Source organism: Polynucleobacter sp. 71A-WALBACH, assembly GCF_018882365.1.
In the GTDB taxonomy this organism is placed as follows: domain Bacteria; phylum Pseudomonadota; class Gammaproteobacteria; order Burkholderiales; family Burkholderiaceae; genus Polynucleobacter.
In genome coordinates, this window is record NZ_JACVOP010000001.1 from 751074 (window position 1) to 766127 (window position 15054).

17 protein-coding genes are annotated in these 15054 nt (G+C 46.5%); 10 read left to right on the forward strand and 7 right to left on the reverse strand.

Annotated elements, in window-relative coordinates:
• Positions 1-62: 62 nt before the first annotated feature.
• The 5 genes from kdsB to ICN42_RS03945 are packed head-to-tail and all read right to left on the reverse strand — an operon-like array spanning position 63 to position 3288.
• Positions 63-818, reverse strand: a complete 756-nt coding sequence (kdsB, locus tag ICN42_RS03925; protein WP_216251130.1) for a 3-deoxy-manno-octulosonate cytidylyltransferase — start codon at positions 816-818, stop codon at positions 63-65.
• A 36-nt stretch (positions 819-854) separates the two neighbouring features.
• The gene (locus tag ICN42_RS03930) at positions 855-1034 is read right to left on the reverse strand and encodes a Trm112 family protein (RefSeq protein ID WP_216251132.1); all 180 of its coding nucleotides are present in this window, start codon (positions 1032-1034) and stop codon (positions 855-857) included.
• Between the two features lie 19 nt (positions 1035-1053).
• Positions 1054-2145: a tetraacyldisaccharide 4'-kinase gene (lpxK, locus tag ICN42_RS03935; protein ID WP_216251134.1), complete on the reverse strand. Its 1092-nt coding sequence runs from the start codon at positions 2143-2145 to the stop codon at positions 1054-1056.
• A gap of 52 nt (positions 2146-2197) precedes the next feature.
• Positions 2198-2644, reverse strand: a complete 447-nt coding sequence (locus tag ICN42_RS03940; RefSeq protein WP_216251136.1) for a biopolymer transporter ExbD — start codon at positions 2642-2644, stop codon at positions 2198-2200.
• Positions 2641-3288 (reverse strand): MotA/TolQ/ExbB proton channel family protein, encoded by a 648-nt coding sequence (locus tag ICN42_RS03945; RefSeq protein WP_216251138.1) that lies wholly within the window; start codon positions 3286-3288, stop codon positions 2641-2643. Before ICN42_RS03945 ends, ICN42_RS03940 begins: the two co-directional genes overlap by 4 nt.
• Positions 3289-3602: 314 nt before the next feature.
• Between ICN42_RS03945 and xseA the strand changes: the two genes are divergently transcribed.
• Entirely contained in the window at positions 3603-4832 is a 1230-nt protein-coding gene (gene xseA / locus ICN42_RS03950) for an exodeoxyribonuclease VII large subunit (RefSeq protein WP_216251140.1), read from the forward strand.
• Positions 4833-4894: 62 nt separating this feature from the next.
• Positions 4895-6943, forward strand: coding sequence for a hypothetical protein (locus ICN42_RS03955; protein WP_216251142.1), 2049 nt, complete (start codon positions 4895-4897; stop codon positions 6941-6943).
• A gap of 32 nt (positions 6944-6975) precedes the next feature.
• Here the strand turns inward: ICN42_RS03955 and murB are convergent, their stop codons facing one another.
• Positions 6976-8016, reverse strand: a complete 1041-nt coding sequence (gene murB / locus ICN42_RS03960) for a UDP-N-acetylmuramate dehydrogenase (RefSeq protein WP_216251144.1) — start codon at positions 8014-8016, stop codon at positions 6976-6978.
• 124 nt (positions 8017-8140) lie between these two features.
• Between murB and ICN42_RS03965 the strand changes: the two genes are divergently transcribed.
• From ICN42_RS03965 to ICN42_RS04000, 8 genes are all read left to right on the forward strand, one after another.
• Complete coding sequence (locus tag ICN42_RS03965) at positions 8141-8626, forward strand: YajQ family cyclic di-GMP-binding protein (RefSeq protein WP_216251147.1); 486 nt, start codon at positions 8141-8143, stop codon at positions 8624-8626.
• Positions 8613-9542 carry a site-specific tyrosine recombinase XerD gene (xerD, locus tag ICN42_RS03970; protein ID WP_370626015.1) on the forward strand — a complete coding sequence of 310 codons (930 nt, stop codon included), beginning with the start codon at positions 8613-8615 and terminating at the stop codon, positions 9540-9542. Before ICN42_RS03965 ends, xerD begins: the two co-directional genes overlap by 14 nt.
• Positions 9543-9607: 65 nt before the next feature.
• Positions 9608-10309 carry a glycerol-3-phosphate 1-O-acyltransferase PlsY gene (gene plsY / locus ICN42_RS03975; RefSeq protein ID WP_216251153.1) on the forward strand — a complete coding sequence of 234 codons (702 nt, stop codon included), beginning with the start codon at positions 9608-9610 and terminating at the stop codon, positions 10307-10309.
• The gene (locus ICN42_RS03980) at positions 10306-10677 is read left to right on the forward strand and encodes an MAPEG family protein (protein ID WP_216251157.1); all 372 of its coding nucleotides are present in this window, start codon (positions 10306-10308) and stop codon (positions 10675-10677) included. The genes plsY and ICN42_RS03980 overlap by 4 nt, the downstream gene beginning before the upstream one ends.
• Positions 10678-10728: 51 nt before the next feature.
• Entirely contained in the window at positions 10729-11499 is a 771-nt protein-coding gene (gene folE, locus ICN42_RS03985) for a GTP cyclohydrolase I (protein ID WP_255539229.1), read from the forward strand.
• A 399-nt stretch (positions 11500-11898) separates the two neighbouring features.
• Positions 11899-12207: a high-potential iron-sulfur protein gene (locus ICN42_RS03990; protein ID WP_216251161.1), complete on the forward strand. Its 309-nt coding sequence runs from the start codon at positions 11899-11901 to the stop codon at positions 12205-12207.
• 240 nt (positions 12208-12447) lie between these two features.
• Positions 12448-13173, forward strand: a complete 726-nt coding sequence (locus ICN42_RS03995; protein WP_216251163.1) for a glycosyltransferase family 25 protein — start codon at positions 12448-12450, stop codon at positions 13171-13173.
• 70 nt (positions 13174-13243) lie between these two features.
• Complete coding sequence (locus tag ICN42_RS04000) at positions 13244-13786, forward strand: HPP family protein (protein WP_216251165.1); 543 nt, start codon at positions 13244-13246, stop codon at positions 13784-13786.
• Positions 13787-13827: 41 nt separating this feature from the next.
• On the opposite strand, the gene ICN42_RS04005 is transcribed toward ICN42_RS04000, so the two are convergent.
• A complete protein-coding gene (locus ICN42_RS04005; RefSeq protein WP_216251167.1) occupies positions 13828-15048 on the reverse strand; it encodes a glycosyltransferase in 1221 nt (406 codons plus the stop codon).
• Positions 15049-15054 lie beyond the last annotated feature (6 nt).

The window sequence follows — 15054 nt, forward strand, 5'->3', positions numbered from 1 at the left end:
GGATCCTTAATGCCTAATTCCTAGGATTATCCCCGAGAACCTTCAAATAACTGGATTGTTGGCTAATTAGCCAAGATGCGGCGTACTCGCTCGAGATCTTCTGGGGTATCAACCCCTGCTGGCGGGGCTTTGCTGGCAGTATGGACGGCAATTCGGTAGCCGTTCCAGAGGGCGCGTAACTGTTCAAGAGCTTCGGCCTGCTCTGGTGGCGCTGGTTCAAGGCGGGCATACGCCTGCAAAAAATCAGCCCGGTAGGCGTAAATGCCTAAATGCCTTAAGTGGGTAACGGATGCGCCGGCTTCTGGGTCGCGTACAAAAGGAATGGTGGCTCTGGAGAAGTAGAGCGCTTCATTAGCGCGGTTGAGAACCACTTTGACCACGTTGGGATTATTGATCTCCGCGACATCAGTAATTGCTACTGCCACGGTAGAAATCGCACAGGCGGCATTGTCGGCCAAGGTTTGGGCAACTTGATTGATCAGTTCTGGAGGAATCAGTGGCTCGTCCCCTTGCACATTCACTATTAAGGTATTGGCTGGAAGCTTTAATAGTTGCGCTACTTCTGCGATCCGATCGGTTCCAGTGGGATGATCTGGACTAGTTAAGAGGCATTCAATTCGATGTTCATCACAAGCGGCTTGTATCTCAGGAGAATCGGTGGCAACTACGACGCTTTGCGCTAATGATTGTTGGGCGCGTTCAGCCACTCGAATAACCATCGGCTTACCGCCAATATCGGCGAGCGGTTTACGAGGCAGGCGGGTGGAGCCTAACCTAGCAGGAATCACAACTAAAAATTCTGGGGGCTTAGCGCTCATATTGGGCTGAGATTAAATCACTCTAGATGGATTGCGTTAACTGCACTCATCGGCAGATAGGGTGCGCGCCTCATCGATCAACATCACCGGGATATCGTTGCGAATAGGGTAAGCCAAACGATCAGCCTTGCAAATGAGCTCATGCTTTTCAGCATCTAAATGCAAAGTACTTTTGCATAAAGGGCAAACCAAAATCTCTAGTAATCGCTTGTCCATATTGGGTCTTTGCTATCTTTTATAAAGTGTATTGATTTGGGTTGGGTCTTTGCAAAATAGACTGCAACCAATCCGCGAAAGTATTCGGCATCTCTAAATGCATCGGTACAACCCAAATACGCTCATCGTTTATTAAGGCACATTTTACGGCATCCTTCTCGGTAATCAGAATGCATTCCGCATTGATGGCACTGAAAAACTCTGGAGTAAAAGTGCTGTGATCGGGTAAGCCAATCGTTTTGGCGGCAATGCCACTAGCGAGCAAATCACCAAAGAAGCGTTGTGGATTACCAATTGCCGCGACGGCCGTCATCTTATTGGGAAGATAGGCGTCGGCAATGGCAGCCAATGATTGCGTATTACTGGGGTTCACTAGTTGATAGGGTGTACCCAATTGGCTATTGAGTGTAAATGCGCGCCGCCCTAAAAAATACTCATCGACATGGCTTGGATTATTTTTTAAGCCTGTCATGAGTGTTGCATCACGATCGCGGGTGCCAGCTTCTCGCAATGGCCCTGCAGGTAGTAAAAAGCCATTGCCCTCACCACGTGGGTCGCGAACCACGAGTTCAATATCGCGACCACCTTCACGAGCAGGCCAACGTACTAGCTTGCGATGCTGCAAGCCATCATCGCTGATGATGACATTGACTTCAGGATTATTTTTAAGCAGCAAAGCAATGCTGTGGACGCGCTTGGGATGAACCCAAATTGGAAATTGATTGTGCGTGCGTTTAGCGATTAAAACGGGTTCATCGCCGACTTCTAGCGGATTGGAATCGCTCTTAACTTGGAGTGGCGTGCTGAGTGTATTGGCGCCATAACCGCGACTAATGATTCCGGGGCGCCAACCCATGCGTGCGAGTTGCTCGGCTAAGCCAATCACAATGGGCGTTTTTCCGGTGCCGCCTACACGGATATTGCCCACGATGATGATGGGCACCGCTTGCGTTTTTCGCTTTCTGAGATCTAGATCCTCAATCAGGTTGAGGCCGCGATTGATTAATCCGTAGATCCAAGACAATGGCCAAAGCAAGAGGCTGACAGGTCCACGCCTCTCCCAGAACTGAGGAGCCTGATTGAAAAATGACGGGCTTTTATGGGATGACATTAAAAATAATAAATATGGGTTTGATCGTAGTGACTGAATATTGACTGAGTATTTACTTTTTACTAGTTTGACTGCTAAACACAATATTAGATAGATTGGCATCGCGCGCGGCTTCCAGGGCACTCATCACCGCTTGATGGGGCGCTTTAGCATCGGCATCGATGTTCACTTGAATCGCAGTATCTTTATTGAGCGCACTGAGGCTGTTGCCGAGTTGACTGCGGTCTGTCACCTTGCCATTAATAGCGAAGCGCCCATCACGACTCACTGCAATATGAATTTGTTTCACTTCCGACTGGCTGCTTGCGCCATTAGCGGTAGGCAGGGTGATGGCTAGCTCTTGATAGCGGGTGAAGGTGGTGGAGATCATTAAGAAGATCAACACCACTAGCAGCACGTCGATAAAGGGAATGAGATTAATCTCGGGCTCTACTGGAGATGAGCGACCTCCCAGTGAAAATTGGCCTCGGTACTGCAGCTTCTGCTCTAGCCAACTCATTTTGTATCCGCGGGCTGGATATGGCTAGCGTACAGCTTTTTAAATAATTGACGAGTAAATTCTTCGCACTCATGTTGGCGGTGATTGGCCATGGCGCGTAAACCACGCCAAGCAGCCAGTGCCGGAATGGCGATCATCAGACCAAATGCGGTGTTGTAGAGCGCTACAGAAATCCCATGCGCCAGTTGTTGTGGGCTGCCCACACCACTAACAGCGCCTTGACTGCCAAAGATTTCAATCATGCCAACGACGGTGCCAAAGAGTCCCAACAAGGGGGCTACGGTGGCGATTGTGGCTAGGGCGCCTAAATACCGCTCTAGCTTGAGCCAAGTCGATTGAGCGCTTGCTTGGAGCTCTTCGAGGGCGGCATCGGCTGAACTGCCGACCATTTTTTCGTGAAGGGCGCAGGCAAATAGTGGGCCAACGGGCGAAAGTTGGCTAATCGAGCTAATTTCGGCATCAGAGACTGATTTTTGCTGGGAAAGAGCATTGGCTAAGCCAAATACCGACTCCAGACTATCTTTGGGAAAAATGTGTATTTGGCGCAAATACCAGGTGCGCTCAATGACAATAGCCAGCCCGATAATAGAGATGATGAGAAGGGGCCAGATTGGCCAGCCAGCAGACAGTAAGATTGAGTACATAAGCTCAGTACTTTAGCTGAATTAAGAATGGGTTTTGACAAAGGCATCCTGTGGATAACTCTGTGCAAAACTTTTTAGAGGATGGGCTGTAAGTCCTTGATTGATGGTGCGACACCCTGATTTCTGGAGAAATCCCTGAATTGAGGGTTGAATAATTTATGTTATAAATCAACAAGATAAAGGCTATCTGTTGGTTTTATGAGACGATTTGGGTCAGTAATTACTTACTTATAGAGCTTTAGCCAAGGGTAGATGGGCTTCTGTGGATATTTATTGACCGCTAGTCCTGATGGCTGTGTAGAAAAAGAGAAAAAATGTCCGAAATATCAAGGGAAATTCTGAGTGTTGGCGACCTGAACCGCGCCATTGCGAGCTCGTTGGAAGAGCGCTTTGATACCGTCTGGGTTAGCGGGGAGATTTCTAATTTCAAGGCTTATGACAGTGGTCACTGGTACTTCTCATTGAAGGATGAGGAAGGTCAGATCCGTTGTGTCATGTTCCGTGGCCGTAATGGGCAAGTTGGCTTTATGCCCCAATCAGGGGATCTAGTCGAAGTGAGCGCTCAACTGGGTCTGTATGTGCCCCGCGGTGATATCCAACTCACAATTCAGACCTTACGACGTGCTGGCATGGGCGGACTTTATGAGGCGTTCCTCAAGCTCAAAGCCAAGTTAGCAAAAGAGGGTTTATTTGATGAGGATCGCAAGCGCGAGATCCCAACCCATCCGCGAGCGATTGGCATCATCACATCGCCTCAGGCCGCAGCCTTAAAAGATGTACTCAGTACCTTGGCCAGAAGAGCGCCCCATATTCCAGTGGTGATCTATCCAACCTTAGTACAGGGACCAGATGCCCCAGCAGGAATTATTGCCGCACTCAAAGCTGCTGAAAAAGAAAATGCAGTGGATGTCATTTTGCTGGTGCGTGGTGGAGGAAGTATTGAAGATCTATGGGCATTTAATGATGAGCGCTTGGCCTATGCCATTGCGGATTCGCAAATTCCTATAGTCAGTGGGGTTGGTCATGAAACGGATGTCACGATTGCGGACTTTGTTGCTGACTTGCGTGCGCCCACACCTACGGGCGCGGCAGAGTTAGCTGCGCCACGCCGTGATCAGATGCTGCAAGAGCTCGATGCCATCATGCAAGCACTCTTACAACGAGTGAATCAACGTGTAGAGCGCGAAGCGCAAACCTTGGATCAATTGGCGCTCAGATTAAGCCATGCATTGCCAAACCCTGATCGTATGCGCGAGCAAATACGCAGCTGGCAACAGCGACTTCATCAAGCCTGGACTGTGCGTGTAGAGAGTTGGAAGCGTGATCAAGGGCATTACCAATCGCAATTAGAAATGCTCAACCCACAAAGAACCTTAGAGCGCGGTTATGCGGTCATTCTGAATAACCAGGGGCAATCCACAGGGGATCAAGCGATGCATGCAGTGCGTAATCCTAAAGAGCTAAATACCGAACAGGTCTTCCAGGTGCGCTTGGCAGAGGGTCAGGTAGAAGTCGAGTTTGCAAAGATTGCATCGAACTTGTGAGTTCGTGAACTGATGTGTTTCTTTCATTTGCTGTTTTGATCATTTTTAAGTACAAACAAGCTATGACCTTGATGAGAACTTTCTTGCTGCTGGTAGCCACGAGCATTGGCATTATTTTGCTCAGCTCCTGCAGTGGTAGCTCCACCCCTAATAATGTGGTGGTCAATGGTACGGTGAGTTCCGGTGGGAGCGCTCCAGCAGTAGCCATCAGTGGGGCAACCGTTTCTATTTACCAGGCGCAAACAGGCACTCCTGTATTGGTTGTGCAAACTACCACTGATGGTTCAGGAAACTTCACTGCCAAGGTGCCTGTTAGCAGCTCCAATACCAATAGCAATCCAGCTTTGTACTATGCGGTGGCAACTAAGTCACCCAGCATTCAGCTTATAGCAAGCCTGGGAAGTGGGCCTCTGAATTCCGTCAGAATTAATGACTTAACTACTATCGCTACTGCCTATGCGTTCTCTCAATTCTTTCAAACCGATCTCTCGATAGCGGGTTCTGCAATTCCTTTGAGCATCGCCGCGGGAATGGCCGAGAACTTAGTTGCCGCAGAGTCTGGCTCCGCTTCCCTGGTGATTCAGACAACGCCGAATGCTTATGAGACGAATACCTGGAGTGCGCTTGGTACTCTGGCGAATAAATTAGGTGCTTGCACTCAGGGTTTAAGTAATGCTTGTACTGCTTTGTTTGCGGCAACGCCCGCTGCGAATGCCGCTATCCCAGCCAACACCTTACAAGCGGCCCTCAATATTGCGCGCAATCCCGCCAATAATGTCACCGGTATTTTTAATTTAGCGAATGCGAGTAACGCCTATGCCCCCGCATTAACAGCCAATCAGGGCCCAAGCTCTAGCGTCGTTCGAGAAAAGCTGGACGCATGGACGATGGCTGTGAAGGTAAACAACAGCGGTAATGCCAATTGCCCTTTTGGTGGTCCTGCCAATGTGGCATTTGATGTTAATGGCTATGCTTGGATTAATAACAATGTGATTCAAGGTACGGCTAACTCTTCCAATTGTTTGATGGTGCTGCAACCAAACGGTAAGCCTGCTACCGGACTGGCCAACACCCCGCTTTCACCTATTACTGGCGGTGGCATCTTAGGTTCTGGTTTTGGGGTAGCTATTGATACTTTAGGCAATATTTGGTCGGGTAACTTTGGCTGGGGTAATAACGTTCCTAATATCGGCAGCGTTACTAAATTATCTTCTCGCGGTGTACCTATCTCTCCGTCTACTGGATACACCAATAGTCTTTTGCAGGTGCAAGGTATCGCCGTAGACCAATCTAATAATATTTGGATGGCTAGTTATGGCAATGATCAAGTGGTGGTGTATCGCAACGGAGAACCTGCTAATGCTGTGACTTATTCCAATGGTGTTTCTCAACCGTTTGGCATGGCGATAGCTGGCGATGGAACTGCCTGGGTCACTTACCAAGGGACTGGTAAGGTCGCAAAGCTCAAGATGACGAATGGAGTTATTTCCAATGTATTTACGGTTAATCTGCCGGGGTACAACAATATTGTGGCTCTGAGTAATAGTCGCCCCAAGGGCATTGCGGAAGATTCTCAAGGGAATGCATGGGTAGCTGATGGCAAGGCTTCTACTGTTTATGCAATTAACTCTAGTGGTGCGATTATTGGCACCTACACAGGCCAGGGCATCAACGGACCGTGGGGTGTTTCATTAGATGCCAAAGGCAATCCTTGGGTTGCTAACTTTGGCTCGCTATCACCAAGTGATCGTTATAGCATCGTGCAACTGTGCGGTGCAACTGGTAACTGTCCTGTTGGGGTTGCGATGGGTGCGGCAATTTCTCCTAGTACTGGATATACATTGCCATCGGCTGGAAGCCAAGTGCTATTGAATTCAGGAGCTCCTTTATATGGCACAGGTTCGCCTCCTTCCTATTTACCGCTAATGCGACTGACCTCCGTGAATGCCGATATGGCTGGCAATATTTGGGCAGCAAATAACTGGAAGCCTAGTGCGTACGTAGATGGCATATCAAGCGACCCGAACCCTGGTGGTGATGGCATGGTGATCTTTGTTGGTGTGGCTGCACCAACGAAAGCACCGACCTTGGGGCCGGCGCAAACACCTTAATTGCTATTAATGTATTGCCCTAAATTGAGAGTCTAGAGAATGTTGGGTTCAATCTCTAGTTGAACCCCAAATACTTTTTGTACTTTTTCTTGGATCGATTGCGCTAATTCAAGAATATCCTTGGCTGTTCCGCCGCCATGATTCACCAGCACTAAGGCTTGGTTTTGGTATACCCCAACGGACCCCATCGTTTTTCCTTTGAATCCGCACTGATCGATGAGCCAGCCTGCAGCTAGTTTGCGCATACCCGTTTGATCAGGGTAAGACACGAGTTCAGGAAACTGCAGTTGTAATGTTTCAAACTGCGCATTGGGTACTACGGGGTTTTGGAAAAAACTACCTGCATTTCCAATGACTTTGGGGTCTGGTAATTTATGGGTCCGAATGGCGCAGACAGCTTTGAAAATGTCTTGAGCGCTGGGTCTTACTTTGTGATCGATAAATTGTTTTGCCAAGTCTGCATAGTGAATGCGAGGCTCCCAAGCTTTGGGGATTTTAAAGACGACCCTTGTCACAATATATTGTTGGGGATGTTGCTTGAAGTAGCTATCGCGATAAGCAAATTGGCATGCTTCTTTTGGGAGAGTGGCAAAGGCATGGGTCTGCGTATCGAATGCTTCGATGCTGTCAATAAAGTCGGCAACTTCCGCTCCATAGGCTCCAATGTTTTGGATCGGGGCAGCGCCCACTGTTCCAGGAATGAGTGCGAGGTTTTCTAGGCCTGGCACATTGTGCTCTAGGGTCCAAGAAACAAATTCATGCCAATTGACGCCTGCTCCAACGCTTATGTAAGTGTTGCTGTCATCTGATTGAATGATTTCCTGATCAAGAATATTCATCAGCAAGGTGGCTCCAGGCAAGCTTGCTGGAAGGATGACGTTGCTGCCTCCACCCAGAATGCGCCACGGCATTTTATTTTTTTTAATATCCGCAATTAATAAGGGGAGTTGATCTGCAGCGGTGATCTCATACGCTAACTCGGCACTCACCTCAAATCCAAAGGTATTGCGGTGTTTTAACCCCATATTGGGGGTCAATTTTGGCGAGAGGGGCGCATTTTGTGCGGAGTTCATGCCACAATCTTATTCGCAATCGTATTTAACGCAGGCTTTCTGTTACAAAATCACAGAAAGCCTAATCGATTTGCGAGGGTATAAGGCCCAATAAGATGATTAAGAGAATACCTAAGGAGTTGATATGCCATCATTTGACGTAGTTTGCGAACCAGACATGATTGAGTTGAAAAACGCAATCGAGCAATCCAATAAAGAGATTACCAATCGCTTTGACTTCAAAGGGTCTGATAGCCGTGTGGAGCAAAAGGATGAGGCGCTTATTCTATTTGGCGATGATGATTTCAAATTGGGTCAAGTTCGCGATGTCTTGATCAGCAAGATGGCCAAGCGCAATGTGGATGTGCGTTATCTCAAAGATGACAAAACTGAAACCATTGGTGGCGATAAGCGTAAGCAGACCATGAAAATTCAGAAGGGCATTACTTCTGAGCTTTCCAAAAAGGTTGTGCGCATCATTAAAGATAGCAAGATTAAAGTGCAGGCCAGTATTCAGGGTGATGCAGTACGCGTTACTGGTACTAAGCGCGATGATTTACAAGAAACTATGGCTTTGTTGAAAAAGGAAGTAACTGAGGCTCCTTTAGGCTTTAATAATTTCCGTGACTAATGTAGCAAGCAATATTCCACCAGCAAGCCAAGAAGCCATTGAGCGCTTCTGTGATGCTTGTTGGTTGGAGGATGGGCTAGCGCAAAATAGCTTGTCTGCCTATCGCCGAGACCTCTTGCTCTTGGCCCAGTGGCTTTATAAAGATTCTGGTGCGGATCTCTATAGCGTTACAGAAAAAGATCTCACAGCCTATATTGCTCATCGCCGAGCAGATAAGGCTACTACCGCCAATAGACGTCTTACGGTGTTCAAGCGTTTTTATCGCCATGCTCTGCGAATCAATTTAGTTAGGAGTGATCCCTGTATTGGTTTGCGTGCCGCTAAACAAGCCTTGCGCTTTCCTAAGACGCTGAGCGAGGATCAAGTCTCCGCTTTACTCAATGCCCCTGATGTGGAGACACCGCTGGGATTGCGCGATCGCACTATGCTGGAATTAATGTATGCCAGTGGTTTGCGTGTTTCTGAAATTGTTTCTTTAAAGACGGTAGCACTTGGCCTAAATGAAGGTATCGTCAGAATTGTTAATGGTAAGGGTGGCAAAGAACGCTTAGTGCCATTTGGTGGTGAGGCAGGGCAGTGGTTGCGTCGCTATTTAGCGGAGGCAAGAACGCCATTATTAGAGGGGAAGACTTCGGATGCGGTATTTGTGGGTCGTCATACGGGTACAGGCCTAACTCGACAGGCATTTTGGGCACTCATTAAGCGCTATGCCACGATTGCGAATATTCCAGTCGCTTTATCGCCTCATACCTTGCGACATGCTTTTGCAACCCACTTGCTCAATCATGGGGCGGATTTACGGGTGGTGCAGCTGCTTTTGGGCCATGCGGATATCTCTACCACCCAGATTTATACCCACGTAGCCCGCGAACGCCTCAAATCCATTCACCAGCAGCACCATCCTCGCGGAACTTAGAGTCAGCTACAAAGCTAAATTGGCCATCACGGATGCTTTAAGGCATAAGTGTTTAAGATAGCGCTATGGATTTGAACCTTACCCCCGCCTTGTTATTAATTCCGATTGCGTATTTGATTGGCTCAATCTCTTTTGCGGTGGTGGTCAGTAAGTGCATGCGTTTACCTGATCCCCATTCTTATGGCTCTGGTAATCCAGGTGCTACCAATGTTCTGAGGACTGGTAATAAGTTAGCGGCTATCCTCACGTTAATAGGGGACGCTCTTAAAGGTTATTTTGCTGTGATGCTGGCGAGAGTAATACTCGGTGATGCATCTTTGTCATCGACACTCAATTCCTGGTTGTTATGTGGCGTGGTGATTGCCGTGTTCTTGGGCCATCTGTTTCCGATCTTCCATGGCTTTAAAGGTGGCAAAGGTGTTGCTACTGCTTGCGGAATTTTGTTTGGTATTAATTGGATTTTGGGTGCGGCAACTTTGGGTACCTGGATCATTGTGGCGATGTTCATGCGCTACTCATCTCTGGCAGCTTTAGCGGCCGCCGTCTTTGGCCCAATCTATTTTGTTTTCTTATTTGGTTTTCAGCCCATGGCTATCGCTTTACTCGTGGTGTGTTTACTTCTGATTTGGCGTCATCGTAGCAACATTCAAAATCTCATGAATGGCACTGAGTCACGCATTGGCTCTAAGAAAAAAGCGAAAGCCGAAGCTGAGAAGAGAACGAATACGCAAACAAATAAGCAGGCAAATACAGAAGGTCAGTCATGACTATTGCCTATTGGAGTGTGCTATTCATGGGATTATTTCCCTATGTAGCAGCAGGTATCGCTAAAAAAGGGTTTGAGGGTTATGACAACGCCTCACCTCGCCAATGGTTAGCAAAACAGACGGGATTTCGGGCGCGAGCTAATGCCGCTCAAGCCAATCTTTTTGAATCCCTTCCTTTATTTTTTGCAGCAGTAATCATTGCATCTGTAGCTAATGCTCCACAAAACAGGGTTGATTTACTGGCGATGGGATTTGTTGTGGCGCGTATCGCATATCTTGTTTGCTATGTGGCTAATTGGCCAACTGCTCGATCTATCGTGTGGCTAGCTGGTATTGCCTGTGTGACCTCACTCTTCTTTCAAATTTAATGTATTAAAAAATTCAACGTAAACATATTCATGCCCACTAAAAAAATTCCTATGAAGACAGTTAGTAAGGTTCTCGCTAAAAAAGCGACGAGCACACTACCTACAAAGCAAGTTGCCAAGAAAGCTACTCCTCAAAAGAGTGACAGCGGCACACCTTTGTCCGTAGTGATTCGTCGTCGCATTGAGGCGCAAAAAGCACGCTTTCATGCAAATGACAACATCTCTAAATTCATTAAACCTGGTGAGTTAGAGGGCTTGGTGGATGAGGTTGCAGAAAAGATGCAGGCCGTTCTTGAGAGCTTGGTCATTGATACGGAGAGTGACCACAATACTAAAAATACAAGTCAACGTGTGGCTAAGATGTTTGTTAAAGAGGTATTCAATGGTCGCTATGTCGAGCAGCCAACATTAACCAAATTCCCGAACGTCAGCCGCCTAAATGAGTTGATGATTATTGGCCCCATTACCGTCCGTAGTGCTTGCTCTCATCACCTTTGCCCAATCATGGGTCGCATTTGGATTGGAGTATTACCAAGTAAAGAGTCTGCTTTGATTGGCCTCTCCAAGTATTCACGTCTCACTGAATGGGTGATGTGTCGTCCACAGATTCAGGAAGAGGCGGTAGTGGAGTTGGCAGATATGCTCGAGAAGAAAATTAAGCCGATTGGTGTCGCAATCGTGATGGATGCGGACCACTTCTGTATGCAATGGCGCGGTGTTAAAGATCGTGATTCCAAGATGGTGAATAGCGTGATGCGTGGCGCCTTCCTAAAAGACTCCAATTTACGTAGAGAGTTTTTATCTCTCCTAGAGAAAAGATAGGGTCTGTAGATGAAGGGCTGGTCTTTGGTGCAAGCTATGTATAGGGCTATAGGCGTTTGTTTGATAGCTTTTGCCCTTTTCGGGTGCTCCTTATATCCCGACAAAAATAGTGACCCAGCTAAAAATAATAAGGCCACCTTTCAGCGTGATGCGGTAGATTGTGCCCAAGCGTATCCAGAGGCTGGCTCAGGAGTGCATGTTAAGGAACGAATTGCCTGTATGAATCTCAAAGGCTGGCACTAGTTAGGCCATATCCCAAGACATTTACTCTTTGAGAACAATTCTCAACAAAAATACCAATAAAATCATATAGTTACATTGTCCATACCAGAGTAGTTTCTTCTGTTCTATGATCCACACAGTTGCTATATTTGTTCCATCTCACCCTCTGGAGTCCATATGAAAAATAGTCGTCGCCAATTTATGATTTTGTCCGCTGCTGGTGCTTGCACCTTGGCTTTGAACGGTAAAGTTCAAGCTCAAGCGATGGTTGCTGAAACTGATCCACAAGCTGCTGCATTGGGTTACAAAGCAGATGCTTCTAAAGTAGATAAAGCAAAGTACGCTAAGTACGCTGCTGGTCAACAGTGTGACAACTGTGCATTGTTCCAAGGTAAAGCTGGCGCTGCTGCTGGTGGTTGCTCATTGTTTGCAGGTAAACAAGTTGCCGGCAAAGGTTGGTGCTCTGCTTACGCTAAGAAGGCTTAATTCAAGCTTAGCTCTGAGTTATTAATTAAGCTTCGCAATAAAAAAGACTGCAGATGCAGTCTTTTTTATTGCCAAAAATATATCGGCATACCCCATTAACAATCAATCTGGATTGATCCACAGCTAGCGTCGTAGTTACTATGTTGGTTATACCTTCCGATAAAATTAGCACTACGCAAGAACATCGCATTTGCATATGACGTAATTGGAAATAGTTATCACCCCTTAAAGAGGCTTGCAGTGGAAAATCTGAAAATTTTTGTATTAAATTTAGATCGTGCGGTTAGTCGCCGGCAGGCAATGGAAAAGCATCTATCCGAAATGGGTTTGAAGTTTGAACTAATATCAGCGGTTGATGGAAGGACACTTTCCCCAAATGACCGAAGTAAATATTCGGAGGAAGAGGCAATCAAAGCAGTAGGCCACCCATTGATTGATACCCAAATTGGTTGTGCGTTAAGCCATGCAAGACTCTATGAAAGAATTGTGGCGGAAGGTATACCTGAATGCTTAATTTTAGAAGACGATGCTTTGCTGGGGGAAATGTTCTTAAAGGTGATGGAGCATCGCAATCAATTTCCAGATAATTGGGATATGATCAATTTTTATACCAGGACTCCACAAGATCCTATTGGCCCATTCCTAACAGACATCTATCGCTGCTCTAAATTTTTAGGGCCAGCAAGTCATTTGGCTGCATATTTAATATCGCTCCGGGGCGCTAAGAAATTATTGCGTAAGGTATATCCAATTCGATACGAGGCTGATGGTTTAACTGGTAGGACTCAAGTAGCTGGAATTAACTCCTATGGAATTAGCCCTGCTGTTGTCGCATCTCAGGATGTTGAGAGCACTATTTGGGATCAGGAGATCGTGGAGGCTCATCGCATTAAAGGCGCTAAACGATATCTTGATAAGTATGCAAGGTCGCTGAGAAAGAGGCTTAATCGTTTCATTATCGAATGAGATAGAGAGTTCCGTATCTTTTCGCAGCACGGAATATTGGCCCCTTAGAGATAGGAAAGAAAGAATATTAATGAGGCACATACTGCAAGCCTGGGTTAGGCGTTACTTTTTTTACTTAGGTGGCGATCAGCCCCATGTCCCCATGATCGAGAAAATTCGCTCGGTGATGGGTGCTTTTATTGGCTTGATGGTGGTCATCGCTGCTGCCAAATATCTTGGCGAGCTGGGTGGCATTGATGAGTGGTTGATGGCTTCCTTGGGGGCAAGTGCACTTTTAGTTTTTGTGCTTCCAGGAAGTCCAATGGCTCAGCCTTGGGCTGTAATAGCTGGCAATACACTCTCCGCTCTTGTTGGGGTTTCCTGTGTGTATATGCAAGTAGACCCAATTATTTCGCTGCCTTTAGCTGCTTCTTTATCTATCTTCGGAATGTTTCAACTTCGATGCCTACACCCGCCAGCTGCCGCTGTGGCGCTTATCGCGGTTCTAGGCCACATTACTAGTTATCGATATGCCTTATTTCCGGTAATGATTGATTCTATTTTGCTGGTTTTGGCGGGAGCTTTATATGCCAATCTCACGGGCAAGTCATATCCTAATCGACCGTCTCGTTAGTCTTGTCGGTCTCATTGCTTAGTTGATAAAAAGCATGAGATCTACGAGTTCATTTTTTCTAATTGTTTTAGAAATGCCTCTGCTCTATGGAAGGTAGTGTGTTTGGAAAAGACTTCCTGTTGAGCAAGCAAGGCGGCTTTTTGTCCAAGCACTGGATTGTTAATGAGCTCAAGAAATAACTCGGTATATTCCTTGGGATTTTCCGCAATAAATATCGCCTCTTTGCTAAAAGTTTTATCAAGTAGTTTGGGGTGATCAATGAGCTGAGGCGCTCCACAAGCAGCTAGCTGGTAAGTTCTTTCGTTTAGCTCATACACATTATTGAGTTGTTCAGGTAGGTGAATATTCAACCCTACTTTTGCACGAGAATAAATATATCGATCGCGATCGCGATTGAAAGAGAAATTGTTGATGTGGTTCCATCCAGGGCCGTCAATAAAACCCGGATAGCATTTTGCAATTTCTTTCATGTACACGATGTGCTCACGTTTACGTGAGGCAATCAAAACATAATCTAGGTCACGCTCGCAACCTGGCACTGGGTAGTACCGCAATACATTGGCCCCCCAGGGTAAGCAAAGTAATGGCAGTCCTGCGTTAGCAAATGCTTTGTACACCGGTTGAGAATTGACGTAGTCAACATCACGAAAGCTGTATAAAAAATCAATTTTATTTTCAATAGCCCATAAAAGTTTTTCGGTATTAGGGGCTGTATCGTTTTCTAGTAGCGGGGCGGTAATGCCTACTTTTAGCTTATGCCGAGTTTTGTATTTGGCAATTCCATTCCAATCAACTCTATTTAGATAACTATCGTGTTCACTAGTCAGGAAGACGGTTGGCTTGAATGACTCAACCACCTCATTGGAATCTTGATTCCAGCCCAAGATGGCGGTTGGCACACCCAAATAATTGAGGCATTCAGCAAGATTTGTGAAAAGAGAAAAGCCCGCTGGTGAGCTTTCAGCTGATGGCACATGGATCAGAATTCGTTCAGATGTCTGATCGGCATAGCGGTTTTTAAAAAGTCGGCTAATATCCTCACGCAGAAGAAATCCTTGTACAACTGTAGGGTCGGCAGACTGAAGATAGTTCTGCTTTACTTCTATAAACTCTTGATTTTTAAGGGAATTTTCAGCTATTTTGAGGGTAAAAGAGCGTAATTCCTGAGTTTTGGGGTGTAAAAAAGCGGTGAAAGCCCATTTTTCATAGGAACGCTTCAGTTTTAGCTTTTTCTTACTCAGTGCTTTTAATAGGGCGCCCATGCTTAT

Bases quoted from the DNA above. Each gene is read 5' to 3' on its own strand.
- kdsB (WP_216251130.1), bottom strand. From the start codon at position 818: ATGAGCGCTAAGCCCCCAGAATTTTTAGTTGTGATTCCTGCTAGGTTA.
- ICN42_RS03930 (WP_216251132.1), bottom strand. From the start codon at position 1,034: ATGGACAAGCGATTACTAGAGATTTTGGTTTGCCCTTTATGCAAAAGT.
- lpxK (WP_216251134.1), bottom strand. From the start codon at position 2,145: ATGTCATCCCATAAAAGCCCGTCATTTTTCAATCAGGCTCCTCAGTTC.
- ICN42_RS03940 (WP_216251136.1), bottom strand. From the start codon at position 2,644: ATGAGTTGGCTAGAGCAGAAGCTGCAGTACCGAGGCCAATTTTCACTG.
- ICN42_RS03945 (WP_216251138.1), bottom strand. From the start codon at position 3,288: ATGTACTCAATCTTACTGTCTGCTGGCTGGCCAATCTGGCCCCTTCTC.
- xseA (WP_216251140.1), top strand. From the start codon at position 3,603: ATGTCCGAAATATCAAGGGAAATTCTGAGTGTTGGCGACCTGAACCGC.
- ICN42_RS03955 (WP_216251142.1), top strand. From the start codon at position 4,895: ATGACCTTGATGAGAACTTTCTTGCTGCTGGTAGCCACGAGCATTGGC.
- murB (WP_216251144.1), bottom strand. From the start codon at position 8,016: ATGAACTCCGCACAAAATGCGCCCCTCTCGCCAAAATTGACCCCCAAT.
- ICN42_RS03965 (WP_216251147.1), top strand. From the start codon at position 8,141: ATGCCATCATTTGACGTAGTTTGCGAACCAGACATGATTGAGTTGAAA.
- plsY (WP_216251153.1), top strand. From the start codon at position 9,608: ATGGATTTGAACCTTACCCCCGCCTTGTTATTAATTCCGATTGCGTAT.
- ICN42_RS03980 (WP_216251157.1), top strand. From the start codon at position 10,306: ATGACTATTGCCTATTGGAGTGTGCTATTCATGGGATTATTTCCCTAT.
- folE (WP_255539229.1), top strand. From the start codon at position 10,729: ATGAAGACAGTTAGTAAGGTTCTCGCTAAAAAAGCGACGAGCACACTA.
- ICN42_RS03990 (WP_216251161.1), top strand. From the start codon at position 11,899: ATGAAAAATAGTCGTCGCCAATTTATGATTTTGTCCGCTGCTGGTGCT.
- ICN42_RS04000 (WP_216251165.1), top strand. From the start codon at position 13,244: ATGAGGCACATACTGCAAGCCTGGGTTAGGCGTTACTTTTTTTACTTA.
- ICN42_RS04005 (WP_216251167.1), bottom strand. From the start codon at position 15,048: ATGGGCGCCCTATTAAAAGCACTGAGTAAGAAAAAGCTAAAACTGAAG.